At 69.6% G+C, this 13,414-nt stretch carries 12 protein-coding genes; 2 read left to right on the forward strand and 10 right to left on the reverse strand.

Going from position 1 to position 13,414, the window contains the following annotated elements:
- Positions 1-4: 4 nt before the first annotated feature.
- Positions 5-1,264, reverse strand: a complete 1,260-nt coding sequence (locus tag ACZ4TO_RS33880) for an MFS transporter (protein WP_468026220.1) — start codon at positions 1,262-1,264, stop codon at positions 5-7.
- Positions 1,265-1,372: 108 nt separating this feature from the next.
- On the opposite strand from ACZ4TO_RS33880, the gene ACZ4TO_RS33885 reads away from it, so the two are divergent.
- A complete protein-coding gene (locus ACZ4TO_RS33885; protein ID WP_385042561.1) occupies positions 1,373-2,386 on the forward strand; it encodes a LacI family DNA-binding transcriptional regulator in 1,014 nt (337 codons plus the stop codon).
- Positions 2,387-2,504: 118 nt separating this feature from the next.
- On the opposite strand, the gene prcA is transcribed toward ACZ4TO_RS33885, so the two are convergent.
- The 6 genes from prcA to arc form a co-directional block, all read right to left on the reverse strand.
- The gene (gene prcA / locus ACZ4TO_RS33890) at positions 2,505-3,251 is read right to left on the reverse strand and encodes a proteasome subunit alpha (protein ID WP_355769308.1); all 747 of its coding nucleotides are present in this window, start codon (positions 3,249-3,251) and stop codon (positions 2,505-2,507) included.
- Between the two features lie 57 nt (positions 3,252-3,308).
- Positions 3,309-4,154: a proteasome subunit beta gene (prcB, locus tag ACZ4TO_RS33895; RefSeq protein WP_382789189.1), complete on the reverse strand. Its 846-nt coding sequence runs from the start codon at positions 4,152-4,154 to the stop codon at positions 3,309-3,311.
- A complete protein-coding gene (locus ACZ4TO_RS33900) occupies positions 4,106-4,339 on the reverse strand; it encodes an endonuclease VII domain-containing protein (RefSeq protein WP_323178851.1) in 234 nt (77 codons plus the stop codon). Before ACZ4TO_RS33900 ends, prcB begins: the two co-directional genes overlap by 49 nt.
- Before the next feature lie 397 nt (positions 4,340-4,736).
- Complete coding sequence (locus tag ACZ4TO_RS33905; RefSeq protein WP_355769302.1) at positions 4,737-4,955, reverse strand: ubiquitin-like protein Pup; 219 nt, start codon at positions 4,953-4,955, stop codon at positions 4,737-4,739.
- A gap of 156 nt (positions 4,956-5,111) precedes the next feature.
- On the reverse strand, positions 5,112-6,623 hold the full coding sequence (gene dop / locus ACZ4TO_RS33910) for a depupylase/deamidase Dop (protein ID WP_382789194.1): 1,512 nt from the start codon (positions 6,621-6,623) through the stop codon (positions 5,112-5,114).
- 235 nt (positions 6,624-6,858) lie between these two features.
- The gene (gene arc / locus ACZ4TO_RS33915; RefSeq protein WP_339128326.1) at positions 6,859-8,625 is read right to left on the reverse strand and encodes a proteasome ATPase; all 1,767 of its coding nucleotides are present in this window, start codon (positions 8,623-8,625) and stop codon (positions 6,859-6,861) included.
- Positions 8,626-8,878: 253 nt separating this feature from the next.
- Here arc and ACZ4TO_RS33920 point away from each other — a divergent pair, with 253 nt between their 5' ends.
- Entirely contained in the window at positions 8,879-9,184 is a 306-nt protein-coding gene (locus ACZ4TO_RS33920; RefSeq protein ID WP_382789197.1) for a ferredoxin, read from the forward strand.
- Between the two features lie 98 nt (positions 9,185-9,282).
- On the opposite strand, the gene ACZ4TO_RS33925 is transcribed toward ACZ4TO_RS33920, so the two are convergent.
- From ACZ4TO_RS33925 to ACZ4TO_RS33935, 3 genes are all read right to left on the reverse strand, one after another.
- Positions 9,283-9,861 (reverse strand): hypothetical protein, encoded by a 579-nt coding sequence (locus ACZ4TO_RS33925; RefSeq protein ID WP_385042562.1) that lies wholly within the window; start codon positions 9,859-9,861, stop codon positions 9,283-9,285.
- A gap of 772 nt (positions 9,862-10,633) precedes the next feature.
- Positions 10,634-11,536 (reverse strand): tRNA (adenine-N1)-methyltransferase, encoded by a 903-nt coding sequence (locus tag ACZ4TO_RS33930; RefSeq protein WP_269658250.1) that lies wholly within the window; start codon positions 11,534-11,536, stop codon positions 10,634-10,636.
- A 41-nt stretch (positions 11,537-11,577) separates the two neighbouring features.
- Positions 11,578-13,389: a site-2 protease family protein gene (locus tag ACZ4TO_RS33935; RefSeq protein ID WP_468026221.1), complete on the reverse strand. Its 1,812-nt coding sequence runs from the start codon at positions 13,387-13,389 to the stop codon at positions 11,578-11,580.
- Positions 13,390-13,414: the final 25 nt, after the last annotated feature.

Consider the following 13,414-nt stretch of genomic DNA (forward strand, 5'->3'; position numbering starts at 1 on the left):
AACATTACGCCCGATCCCCTGAGCTGAAACGGGGTTCGACAGCTCGGTTTGGATCATTTTCCGATGAAGCCGCAACAACACCGCCCCTCCCGGTAGCTGCGAGGACCCTGCCCGTGGCCAGCAGAACCACCAGCGCGGCGGCACCCGCGACCCCCGGAACCGCGAACCCCCGGGCCGCCCCGCCCCACTCCACGACCGGCCCCGCCAGGCCCGTACCCACCGAAGCACCCACGGTGAACGTCGTCACAAGCCACGAGAAAGCCTCGGTGACCGTACCCGTCGGCGCGTGCCGGTCCACCAGCACGAAGGCACACGCGATGCTCGGCGCCAGGAACACACCCGCGAGCGTCGTCAGCACCGTCATCGCGACCGGACCCGGCACCAGCACCAGCGGGACGTAACACACCGCCAGAAGAGCAACCAGCACCCGCAGTCGCCGCTCCGGCGCCCCGCTCCACCGCCGCGAGCCGTACACCACACCGCCCAGCAGCGCGCCGAGCCCGATGCCCGCCATCAGCCACCCGTACACCGCGTCCCCGCCGTGCGCGTCCGCGTACGACACCGCCGCCACCGTGATCGAACCCAGCGCCATCCCGACGAACAGGAACGCCCCCAGCAGCGCCAGCAGCCCCGGCGAACGCAGAGCCCCGAGCCAGTGCGCCTCACGCGGAGCCGAACGCCACGCGCGCGAAGGCGGCGAGACGACCACGGAAAGAGCCCCCAGGACACCGACGACCGCCAGGATCAGCAGGGCGGCCTCCGCGGACCAGAGCGCCACGCACAGCGTCACCAGCAACGGTCCGACGGTGAACATCACCTCCTGCGCCACCGCGTCCATCGCGTACGCGGTGTGCACCTGCTCCTCCTCGCGCAGCACCGAGGGCCACAGCGCCCGCAGACCGCCCTCCAGCGGCGGCGTGAAGAGCCCGGCCACGGCCATCGCGGCGTACGCGAGCGCCGCCGGCTCCGTCCCGGCCACGGCGAAGACACCCATCCCGAGCGCCGAGACCACCGCCGCCGGCAACTGCACCCGCGGCTGGCCGTGCACGTCCACCAGCCGGCCCAGCAGCGGCTGCCCCACCGCGTTGGCCACCCCGTACACCGCCGCGAGCGCGCCCGCCAGGCTGTACGTACCGCCCTCGGCGCGCACGAACAGGACGACGGCGATGGCCGCGGTCGCGTTCGGCAGCCGCCCCACCAGCGTCCCGGCGAGGAGCCGGGCGGCGTGCCTCGCCCTCAGGATCTCCAGGTATCCCGTAGCCATGGCATGCCCTTCTCGATAGCGCGCGACGTTCAAGTGTTACGTATAACGTCTGCCTCCATACGTACCATGTGCGCTGACCGCGAGTCCAGACGAAGGAGCAGGCCCACGGTGGCAAGAGGTAGCACGCGCCCCACCAGCCGGGACGTCGCCGAGGCCGCCGGCGTCTCCCAGGCAGCCGTCTCCCTCGTCCTCGGCGACAAATGGCGCGGCCGCGTCTCCCCCGCCACCGCCGAACGCGTCCGCGACGCCGCCCAGGAACTCGGCTACCGCCCCAACCTCGCCGCCCGCAACCTCCGCCTCGGCCGCACCCGCACCGTCCTCCTCGTCGTCCCCGCCCTCACCACCGAATTCTTCGCCGGCGTCTACACCGGAGCCGCCCGCGTCGCCGCCGAACACGGCTTCGGAGTCGTCCTCTACCCCTCCCCCGAAGGCATCGGCCCCGCCCGCGACCCCTTCGGCTCCGCACAAGCCGCCCTCGACGGCGTCATCGCCTCCTCCATGGCCGCCGACGCCCTCACCGCCATCCGCGGCGACCAGCTCCCCCTCGTCATGCTCGACAGCGACCCCGCCGGCAGCCAGGGCGCCGCCACCGTCAACCTCGACATCGCCGACGGCGTACGCCAGGTCACCGACCACCTCCTCGCCCTCGGCCACCGCCGCTTCCTCCACCTCGCCGCCGACATCCCCTCCTGGACCTTCGAGGTCCGCGCCCGCGAACTCGCCTCCTGCCTCGTCGAAGTCCCCGGAACCAGCCTCCGCGTCGCCCCCGCGCCCATCTCCTTCGAAGACGCCCTCGCCGCCACCCACAGCGCCCTCACCGCACCGGGCCCCCGCCCCACCGCCGTCATCTGCGACGACGACAAACTCGCCGCCGGCGCCTACAAGGCCGCCCGCCGCCTCGGCCTGCGCATCCCCGACGACATCTCCATCACCGGACTCGACGACCTCGCCCTCGCCCGCGCCCTCGACCCCGAACTCACCACGGTCCGCCTCGACGCCGAACGATTCGGCGAACAAGGCATGAAAGCCCTCCTCGCCGTCCTGGACGGCCGCACACCCCCACAGGAGGACATCCCCGTCGAACTCGTCGTACGCGGCTCCACAGCCCCTCCAGGCGCCTGACACCCGCACCCCACGCCAGACCCGCACCCCCCGGACCCGGACACACGGAAGGGGCCGCGCCGGTCTGCACCGGGGCGGCCCCTTCCGTACGAGCACCCCACAGGGGCACCCGGTCACCTCACTCGTCGTCGTCCGCGTCCTCGGCCTCCGTCGCCGTCTCGGCGCCCCCGACCTCCAGCAACCGCGACAACTGACGACCCACGATCCGCTTGAACTTCCGCTTCTGCGGACGCGTCCGGTCCAGCACCGCGACCTCCAGCCGCTCCGCCGGAATCTCCCGCTCACCGCCGTTCGGCTCCCGGGACAACGACTGGACGGCCAGCTTCAGCGCCTCGGCCAGCGACATGCCGTCCCGGTGCTGAGTATCCAGATACGTACTGATCTGCTCGGCATTGCCACCCACGGCCACCGAACCGTGCTCGTCCACGATCGAACCGTCGTGCGGCAGCCGGTAGATCTGGTCACCGTCCGGAGTCTCGCCGACCTCCGCGACCACCAACTCCACCTCGTACGGCTTCTCCGCCGCCGACGAGAAGATCGTGCCCAGCGTCTGGGCGTACACGTTCGCCAGACCACGAGCCGTCACATCGTCACGGTCGTACGTGTAGCCCCGCAGATCGGCGTACCGCACACCGCCGATCCGCAGATTCTCGTACTCGTTGTACTTACCGGCGGCCGCGAAGCCGATCCGGTCATAGATCTCGCTGAACTTGTGCAGCGCACGGGACGGGTTCTCGCCGACGAACACGATGCCGTCGGCATACTGCAGCACGACCAGGCTGCGGCCACGGGCGATGCCCTTGCGGGCGTACTCCGCCCGGTCGGCCATCGCCTGCTGGGGTGAGACATAGAACGGCGTCGACACCGGCTATCCGTCCCTTTCTGTCGAAGTCACTGGATCACCTGGAAGAGAGACGGACGTTCAGTACAGCGCGGCACGGGGGCCGTCGGGCTGCTGGAGCCGCGCCTCCAGGATCACGCGCGCGATATCGGACGACTCCTCGTCCGTGAGCCGGCGGAAACCGCTCTCGGTGATCACCGTGACGATCGGGTAGATCCGGCGCGCGACATCGGGACCACCGGTCGCCGAGTCGTCGTCGGCCGCGTCGTAGAGGGCCTGGATCACCAGCGTGGTGGCCTGGTCCTCCGTCAGATCCTTGGAGTAGAGCTTCTTCATCGCGCCCCGCGCGAAGAGCGAGCCCGAGCCCGTGGCCGCGTAACCGTGCTCCTCGGAACGACCGCCCGTGACGTCGTACGAGAAGATGCGGCCCCGGCCGCGGTCCACGTCGTACCCCGCGAAGAGCGGCACCACGGCCAGACCCTGCATGGCCATGCCGAGGTTGGAACGGATCATCGTGGACAGGCGGTTCGCCTTGCCCTCCAGGGAGAGCTGCGCGCCCTCCACCTTCTCGAAGTGCTCCAGTTCGAGCTGGAACAGCTTCACCATCTCCACGGCCAGGCCCGCCGTACCGGCGATGCCCACCGCCGAGTACTCGTCGGCCGGGAACACCTTCTCGATGTCGCGCTGGGCGATGACGTTGCCCATCGTGGCCCGCCGGTCACCGGCGAGGACGACTCCGCCCGGGAACGTCACGGCGACGATCGTCGTGCCGTGCGGGGCCTCGATCACGCCCTGGACGGGCGGCAGTTGCCGCTTGCCCGGGAGCATCTCCGGCTGGTGCTCGGACAGGAAGTCCATGAAGGACGACGACCCGGGCGTCAGGAAGGCAGCCGGTAGACGCCCGGTGCTACGAGTGTTGGCTTCCACGCGTTTCCTTCCAGGTATGTCGCAGCCCGTCTCATGACGTCGGGCCGATCCTTGAACTGCCCCAGCGCGGCATTGCAGCTGAAGCACAGTACGCCTCGGACCCTACCCGTCTGATGGCAGTGATCCACATGTTCGGCAGGGGCGGTTAGGCAGATACAGCAGATTCCCCGCTGCTCCGCGACCATCGCGTCCAACTCGGCCGGAGTGAGGCCGTACTTGCGCTGGAAATAGCTGACCCGGTTTCGCTCCGCACGACACTCACGGCAATAGCTCGCCCAGCCGTCCGAGGAGGATTTGTTGCGCTCCCATGCGGAGTGCGGTTTCACGGCCTCGCACTGCGGGCAGCGCTTGTGACCGCGCGGTACGGGCACCTTGACCCGTACCGTCCTGCCCTTGGCTTCCTGACGCTGCCGGTAGTACTCCGCAGAGCACTCCCGGCAGTACGCCTGGAGGCCGTCAGACACGGACCTGTTCTTCGCGAAGGCCGCCCGCGGCTTGTCCTGCTTGCACCGCGAGCAGCTTCGCTCACCTGTTTCGTCGGCCACGCTCGACTCGAGCCTACGATTCGATGGAAAAGGTGGCTTACTGCCCACCCTTCTGAACGAAGGACCTCACGAAATCCTCGGCGTTCTCTTCGAGTACATCGTCAATTTCGTCAAGAACCGAGTCGACGTCGTCGCTCAGCTTTTCCTGGCGTTCCTTGAGGTCGTCGGTTGCCTGCGCGTCCTGCGACTGTTCCTCGACCTCCTCGGTGGAACGCGTCGCCTTCTGCTGTCCGCCGCCGGTGTCCTTGGTCGCCATAACCCTCACCCCGCTCGGTTCGACGTTCTTGATCAGACCCTACAAGCAGGGTCCGACATCGGCCCCGCAGTTGCCACAACGTACGGGGACCACCTCGATGATTCCCGTAACGCCGGGTATTCCACCCTGTCCGGCGTGTGCCGTCCGGGCGGAAGCTCAGTTGCCCGAAAGCACCCTGACCAGGTCCTCCGCCGTACGGCAGCGGTCCAGGAGCTCCTTGACGTGATTACGCGTTCCGCGAAGCGGCTCCAGGGTTGGGACGCGCTGGAGCGAGTCCCGGCCGGGCAGGTCGAAGATCACCGAGTCCCAGGAGGCCGCGGCCACGTCGTCCGCGTACTGCTCCAGGCAGCGCCCGCGGAAGTAGGCGCGGGTGTCCTCCGGCGGGGTCGTACGGGCCCGCTCGACCTCGTTCTCGTCCAGCAGGCGCTTCATCTTGCCCCGGGCCGCCAGACGGTTGTAGAGGCCCTTGTCGGCCCGTACGTCGGCGTACTGGAGGTCGACCAGGTGCAGCCGGGCGGCGTCCCAGTCGAGGCCGTCGCGGCGCCGGTAGCCCTCCATGAGTTCCCGCTTGGCGACCCAGTCGAGCTCCCCGGAGAGGCTCATCGGGTCGTTCTCCAGGCGGTTCAGGGTGTCCTCCCAGCGCAGGAGGACGTCCTTGGTCTGTTCGTCGGCGTCGGCCCCGAAGCGCTCCTCCACGTACTTGCGGGAGAGCTCGAAGTACTCCATCTGCAGTTGCACCGCGGTGAGTGTGCGGCCGCTGCGGAGCGTGACCAGGCGCTTGAGGGTGGGGTCGTGGGAGACCTGGTGGAGGGTGCGTACGGGCTGGTCGACGGCCAGGTCGACGGCGATGAAGCCGTCCTCGATCATGGAGAGGACGAGGGCTGTCGTGCCGAGCTTGAGGTAGGTCGAGATCTCGGAGAGGTTGGCGTCCCCGATGATCACGTGCAGCCGGCGGTACTTCTCGGCGTCGGCGTGCGGTTCGTCGCGGGTGTTGATGATGGGGCGCTTGAGGGTGGTCTCGAGGCCGACCTCGACCTCGAAGTAGTCGGCGCGCTGGCTGAGCTGGAAGCCGTGCTCGTGCCCGTCCTGGCCGATGCCGACGCGGCCCGCTCCGGTGACGACCTGGCGTGAGACGAAGAACGGCGTGAGGTGGCGCACGATGTCCGAGAAGGGGGTCTCCCGCTTCATCAGGTAGTTCTCGTGCGTGCCGTAGGAGGCGCCCTTGTTGTCGGTGTTGTTCTTGTAGAGGTGGATCGGCTGGGCGCCGGGGAGCTGGGCGGCGCGTTCCGCGGCCTCGGCCATGATGCGCTCGCCGGCCTTGTCCCACAGGACGGCGTCCCGCGGGTTGGTGACTTCGGGGGAGCTGTATTCCGGGTGTGCGTGGTCGACGTACAGCCGTGCACCGTTGGTGAGGATGACATTGGCCAGGCCGATGTCCTCGTCAGTGAGCTGGCTGGAGTCGGCGGCCTCCCGGGCGAGGTCGAAGCCTCGCGCGTCCCGCAGCGGGTTCTCCTCCTCGAAGTCCCAGCGGGCGCGGCGCGCCCGGTGCATCGCCGCCGCGTAGGCGTTGACGATCTGGGACGAGGTGAGCATGGCATTGGCGTTGGGGTGACCGGGGACGGAGATCCCGTACTCCGTCTCGATGCCCATTACTCGCCGTACGGTCATGCGGCCCTCCTTGCCCGGCGGCGCCCTCGGTCGGGGGCGCTGCTCAAGTACCGCTGGCGCTCCGGTGCGTGTGCGGTGCCCGTCCCCGCACTGCGCGACTCGGCGGTACGAAAGAGCCTAGAACGCCTCTGCGCTGGTGGGGAGATCATTTGCGTCATTGCTGTGTTCCGGCCGTGACCGGAAAAGCAGGCGGCTGCGGATGCCCCGTGAAGGGCACCCGCAGCCGCCCTGTCTTTTACAGGTACTGACCGGTGTTGGCCACCGTGTCGATGGAGCGTCCGGTGTCCGCGCCCTGCTTTCCGGTGATGAGCGTACGGATATAGACGATCCGTTCGCCCTTCTTTCCGGAGATGCGGGCCCAGTCGTCGGGGTTGGTGGTGTTCGGGAGGTCCTCGTTCTCCTTGAACTCGTCCACGCAGGCCTGGAGGAGGTGGGAGACCCGGAGGCCCTTCTGGCTGTGTTCCAGGAAGTCCTTGATGGCCATCTTCTTGGCGCGGCCCACGATGTTCTCGATCATGGCGCCGGAATTGAAGTCCTTGAAGTAAAGGACTTCCTTGTCGCCGTTGGCGTAGGTGACCTCCAGGAAGCGGTTCTCCTCGGACTCGGCGTACATCTGCTCCACGGCTGTCTGGATCATGCCGTGGACGGTTGCCGCCCTGTCGCCTCCGTGCTCTCCGACGTCTTCGGAGTGCAGGGGGAGTCGTTCGGTGAGGTACTTCTGGAAGATGTCCTTGGCCGCTTCGGCGTCCGGGCGTTCGATCTTGATCTTCACGTCGAGCCGGCCGGGCCGCAGGATGGCGGGGTCGATCATGTCCTCGCGGTTGGAGGCGCCGATGACGACCACGTTCTGCAGGCCTTCGACACCGTCGATCTCGGCGAGGAGCTGCGGGACGATGGTGTTCTCCACGTCCGAGCTGACGCCGGATCCGCGGGTGCGGAAGAGGGATTCCATCTCGTCGAAGAAGACGATGACGGGGGTGCCCTCGCTGGCCTTCTCCCTGGCACGCTGGAAGACGAGGCGGATCTGCCGCTCGGTCTCGCCGACGTACTTGTTCAGGAGCTCGGGGCCCTTGATGTTGAGGAAGAAGCTCTTGCCGGTGGCCTGGCCGGTCACTTCGGCGACCTTCTTGGCCAGCGAGTTGGCCACGGCCTTGGCGATGAGCGTCTTTCCGCATCCGGGGGGTCCGTAGAGCAGGACTCCCTTGGGGGGCCGCAGTTCGTGTTCCTTGAAGAGGTCGGGGTAGAGGTAGGGGAGCTCGACCGCGTCGCGGATCATCTCGATCTGGCCGCCCAGACCGCCGATCTGCTCGTAGCCGATGTCCGGGACCTCTTCGAGGACGAGTTCCTCGACCTCGCTCTTGGGAACGATTTCGTAGACGTAGCCGGAACGGGGTTCGAGGAGCAGGGCGTCTCCGGGACGGATGTTGACGTCCAGGAGTGGTTCGGCGAGCCGTACCACCCGTTCCTCGTCCGTGTGTCCCTGGACGAGGGCGCGCTCGCCGTCCTCCAGGATCTCCTTGAGGGTGACGATGTCGCCGACGCTCTCGTATTCCATGGCCTCGACCACGTTGAGGGCTTCGTTGAGCATCACTTCCTGGCCGCGCCTGAGCTCGTCGAGCTCGACGCTGGGGCTGACGTTCACCCGGAGCTTGCGGCCCCCGGTGAAGATGTCGGCGGTGCCGTCCTCGTTCGCCGTGAGGAAGACGCCGAAGCCGGCCGGCGGCTGTGCGAGCCGGTCGACCTCCTCCTTGAGGGCCACGATCTGGTCGCGGGCCTCACGGAGTGTGTTCGCCAGTCGTTCGTTCTGTGCGGACACACCTGCCAGGTTGGTCTGCAACTCGACGATCCGCTCTTCGAGAATCCTCGTGTGTCGCGGAGAGTCGGCGAGCTTGCGTCGCAGGACGGCGATCTCCTGCTCAAGGTAGGCAATCTGCCCGGCGGGGTCATCGGACCCTCGTCCCGGGCGGATGCCGCGGTTCATGTCGTCGTCGTGGGCTGCCACGGTCCTCACCTCCTCCAAGGGGAGCTGGACGCTTCCAGACCCTACCTGGGTGGGTGTCGATTGAAACCCCTAGATCACAAAGACTGTCGGGGTGTGTCCGATCTTCACCCTTGCGCTCTCCCTCACGCCAGGGGAATACCCACCGAACATGATTGGGAAGCGGGCGGAGGTAGGGTCGAAGTGTTCAACACCCGTCAGAGCTGGCCCGATTCCCCAGTCTTCGGTTCGCTCGACGCAGAAAACGGCAGGAGAAATGACCGTGCAGCAGGAGGCCGGAGTCGACGGCGAGGCGCTTGAGGTCTGGATCGACCAGGATCTCTGTACCGGCGACGGGATCTGTGTCCAGTACGCGCCCGAGGTCTTTGAGCTGGACATTGACGGTCTGGCCTATGTGAAGGGCGACGAGGACGAGCTCCTGCAGGCCGTGGGGGCCACAACGCCCGTGCCCCTGCCGCTTCTGCGCGATGTGGTGGACTCGGCGAAGGAGTGTCCGGGCGACTGCATCCATGTCCGTCGCGTTTCGGACAAGGTCGAAGTCTTCGGACCTGACGCGGAGTGACCTCGCGGGCACCCCGTGTCGTCATGTGACCGGTTCCTCACACCCTCCGCGCCGCGGAGGGTGTCCTCTTTTGTTCGGGTCTCGCGCCGGGGGCGCGCTCAGGCGCCGCGTGCTTCGGACGGTGTGGAACGGATGAACGCGCCGTTCTTCCACTGCCACTTGGCGTTCTCTCTCAGGTCCGGGCAGCAACTCGGTACGTCGGCCGAGGAATAGCCGAGGAGCGTGGCGGTGACGGCTCCGTCGCGCACCGCGAAGTCCGTGACGCTGAGGCGGTCCTTGGGATCGATCAGGGTCGCGACGACCCTGGGTTCCTTGGCTCCCTCGGCCTGGGTGAGGACGTACACGCCGCTGGGCGGGGTGCCGGAGCCGGCGTCGCAGCGGACGACCGCGACGGTCTCCGGGCGGCCGTCGCCGTCCAGGTCTCCCGAGGCCTTCTTCTCGACGAGGGCCTTGACGGGGCCGCAGACGATCGGGAAGTCCACTCCGGTGGGGTCGGGGGCGGTCGCGGGGGCCGCCGCCGCCGGTTTGGGGTCGGCGCCGGGCTGGGCCGCCCTCGCCGGATCCGGCTGGACGAGGGAGGACAGGGCCACGACTCCGGCGATGGCGGTGGCCGTGGCGACCCACTGGATGGGGCTGGCCTGCGTGTGTGCCAGTTCCGGGACAACGGATTGCTGCACTAGGGGTGTCTCCCGCGAGGGCTGTGCCGGTGGGGTGGGTGTCCGCATGGTGCCACACGTCACAGCCCTGTGGAACGGCGGGGTCCGGAGTTGTGAAGAGTTCCGGCACGGTTTCCGCCGGGGCGGCCGTACGGCCCCGGCACGGCCCCACCCGGGGCCGCGGGAGGCCCTACGACACGTCGCCGGCAGGCCCTCCGGACAGCCCCACGACGGATCTCCGACGGGCCTGCCCGAAGCCCCCATGACACAGCCCCGGCCGGGGCGCCGGATGTCCCACGACTGAGTCCGGGCAGGACCGCGATAGGCCTCGCGGCGCAGCACCGGGCCGCTGCCCGAGCGCTGCGGCGCGGCACCGGGCGGAGCCGGCACGGGGTGTCTGTGCCACCCGGGCCCGGGTGGCCCGCAGGGGCAGCTCGGAAGAGGTGGGCCCGGTCGCCGCCGGGCCGCCCCGTGACTCGGAGCGAGCCGGCTCACGCGCGTGGACCGAGTCGGCCGCGGGTCCCTCCGCGATCCCGGAGCGGATCACCTGGAAGGTGCGGCGCCGCGACGAGCCGCCGCGGGCCGTGGGGCAGGCCGGGTCGCGTCCCGAGGCCTTCGGCGGGCGGGTGGAAGCGGTCGCTTCGGCAGCGCGGGGCCGGGACGTCCTGGGGTGTGCCCTCGGGCTTCTGCGGTTCGGGGCGGGGTTTCTGGTGGCGCGTCAACGGAACAGCGCTGTGGCCGAGTTCCCGGAGGGTTCCGGGAACTCGGCCACAGGCGGGATGCGTTGGGTGGATCAGCGGCCGGAGCCGCCGTCGGCGTTCGGGCCGGCGTAGTCCTCGCCGTACGCGCCCTTGGCGGGGCGGCGGCGGCGCATGGGCGGCTCGACGCCGTCCGCGAGGCGGCGGGCGGTGAGCAGGAAGCCGGTGTGGCCGATCATGCGGTGGTCCGGGCGGACGGCCAGGCCCTCGATGTGCCAGTTGCGGATCATCGATTCCCAGGCGGTCGGCTCGTTGAAGCAGCCGATCTCGCGGATCGACTCGACGGTCCGCGCGAGCTGGGTGGTGGTCGCCACGTAGCAGCAGAGGATGCCGCCGGGGACGAGTGCCTTGGAGACGGCCTCCAGGCATTCCCAGGGGGCGAGCATGTCGAGGATGACGCGGTCGACGTCGGTGTCGCTCAGGTTGTCCTGGAGGTCACCGACGGTGAGCTGCCAGGCGGGGTGGGGGCCGCCGAAGTAGCGCTCCACGTTCTGCTGGGCGATCTCGGCGAAGTCCTCGCGGCGCTCGTAGGAGTGCAGCATGCCCTGGTCGCCGATGGCGCGCAGCAGGAAGCTGCTCAGCGAGCCGGAGCCGACCCCCGCTTCCACGACGCGGGCGCCGGGGAAGATGTCGGCGAAGGCCAGGATCTGCCCCGCGTCCTTGGGGTAGACCACGGCGGCGCCGCGGGGCATGGACAGGACGTAGTCGGGGAGCAGGGGGCGCAGCGCGAGGTAGGCGACGTTCCCCGTGGTGCGGACAACGCTGCCCTCGGGAGCGCCGATCAGCTCGTCGTGGGGGAAGGAACCCTTGTGGGTGTGGAAGTTCTTCCCGGCCTCGAGCGTGAACGTGTAGTGGCGGCCCTTGGGGTCGGTCAGCTGAACCTGGTCCCCGACCTTGAAGGGCCCGCGCCTGCGGGCGGCACCGGTCGGTTCGGACATGTGAACAGCCTACCGGTCCCGGACGGGGCCGCCGACCACGGTCAGGAGGGGCGGGCCATGGCCTTGACGAAGGCGCGTTCCACGTCGGCGGCGGACAGGACGCCGTAGATCTCGCCGGAGTCCTCGACGACGAGGTATTCGGTGGCGGGGCTGGCGCGCAGGGCGTCGAGGAGGTCCTCTCCGGCGAGTTCGGCGGAGACGCGCATGCCGTCGGTGAGGTCCTGGGCGAGGCCGCTGACGGCGACCCAGGGGCGGCGGTGTTCGGGTACGCCGACGATGGCGGCCTCGCGGACGAGGGAGAGGGGTTCGCCGTCGGCGTCGACGACGACGAGGGCGCGGGCGCCGACGTCGTTGGCGCGGCGGAGTGCCTCGGAGAGGGGGGTGGTGGTCTCGACGGGGACGGCGCGGCGGGTGAGGGAGCGGGCGCGCAGTTCGGGGAGGTGTTCGCGCAGGCGTGCCATGCGGAGGCTGTTGCCGGCGCCGGTCCAGATGATCGCCGCGAGGATGGCGGCGAGGAGGGCGTCGGTGATGGTGTCCATGCTGCCGGCGTTCTCGGGGGCGGCGCCCAGTGCCGAGGACTGGGTGAGCAGGGGCAGGCCGATGAGGACGGAGACGGCGAGGGCGCGGCCGACCCAGGCCGCGGCGACGGTGCCGCTCATGGCTCGGCCGGTGATCTTCCAGACGACGGCCCGGAGCATGCGGCCGCCGTCGAGGGGGAGGCCGGGGAGCAGGTTGAAGGCGGCCACGATGAGGTTGGAGACCATCAGGCCGGCGAGGAGGACGCCGGGGACGGTGCCGGGCTCGACGGGGAGCATGGCGAGGTAGAAGAGGCCGGACAGGACGAGCGAGAGCAGCGGTCCGACGAAGGCGAGGACGAACTCGCGGCCGGGGGTCTCGGCTTCCTTCTCGATCTCGGAGACGCCGCCGAAGAACTGGAGCTGGATGCGGCGGACGGGGAGTTTGAAGCGGAGGGCGGCGACGGTGTGGGCGAGTTCGTGGACGAGGACGGAGGCGTAGAAGGCGACGGCGAAGAAGAGGGAGACGAGGTAGCGGGCGGCGCCGAGGTCGGGCAGGACGCGGTCGAGCTGGCCGCCGAAGACCCAGGTGATCAGTGCGGCGACGAGGAACCAGCTCGGTGCGACGTACACGGGGACGCCAAAGGGGCGGCCCATGAGGAGTCCGCCGCCGGGGTCCTTGGGGCGGCGCGGGGGGCGTCCCTTGGTGGTGCCGGTGCGGGCGGGGGTGCGGTGGGCGGCGGCGGGGTCGTCGTGGTCCTGTCCCCGGTCGTCGGGCTGCCGGGCGGCCTCGAAGGGGCCGGACGGGCCGCCGGAGACGCCGGAGGCCTCGGAAGCACCGGGAGCCTCGGGGGCCCTGGGAGCACCGGAAGCACCGGAAGCACCGGGCGACCCTGCGGTCTCAAGGGGCGCGGAGCGCTCCGAGGGCTCAGCAGACCCGGAGGACTTGGAGGACCCGGTGGGCTCGGAGGCCGAGGGCTCGAAGGCTCCGGTGGCCTCGGAAACTCGAGGATTTCCAGAATGCCCAGGATCCCCGGAAGCCCCAGAGGCCCCGAAGGGATCTGTGGCCCCCGAGTTCTCGGAGGGGCCGGAGGGCTCGGGAGCCCTGGAGATGTCGACGGTGTCGACGGGCTCGGTGTGCTCGCCGTGGGGCGTGGTTTCGTCCGTGTGCTCGGTGGAGTCGTGTCCGGGGGCCGTGGGCCGGGACCCGGTGGTCCCGGGCCCTGCCGGTCCGGGGCGCGCGCCCGAGGCCGGACCGGTGGTGGCCGACGGCCTCTCGTGGTGCTCGGTGGCCTCGGTGCCGGACCGCGGCTGCCCGCTCCCGCCGCTCTCGTCCACGATGTCCCCTCGTTCGAAGCGTCCC

It is taken from the genome of Streptomyces sp. NPDC028298 (assembly GCF_055565895.1).

Excerpts from the sequence above, each read along its gene's own strand:
- ACZ4TO_RS33880 (WP_468026220.1), bottom strand. The coding sequence starts at position 1,264 with ATGGCTACGGGATACCTGGAGATCCTGAGGGCGAGGCACGCCGCCCGG.
- ACZ4TO_RS33900 (WP_323178851.1), bottom strand. The coding sequence starts at position 4,339 with ATGGTCGCGGAGCAGCGGGGAATCTGCTGTATCTGCCTAACCGCCCCT.
- ACZ4TO_RS33905 (WP_355769302.1), bottom strand. The coding sequence starts at position 4,955 with ATGGCGACCAAGGACACCGGCGGCGGACAGCAGAAGGCGACGCGTTCC.
- ACZ4TO_RS33930 (WP_269658250.1), bottom strand. The coding sequence starts at position 11,536 with ATGTCCGAACCGACCGGTGCCGCCCGCAGGCGCGGGCCCTTCAAGGTC.
- dop (WP_382789194.1), bottom strand. The coding sequence starts at position 6,623 with ATGACCGTACGGCGAGTAATGGGCATCGAGACGGAGTACGGGATCTCC.
- ACZ4TO_RS33920 (WP_382789197.1), top strand. The coding sequence starts at position 8,879 with ATGACCGTGCAGCAGGAGGCCGGAGTCGACGGCGAGGCGCTTGAGGTC.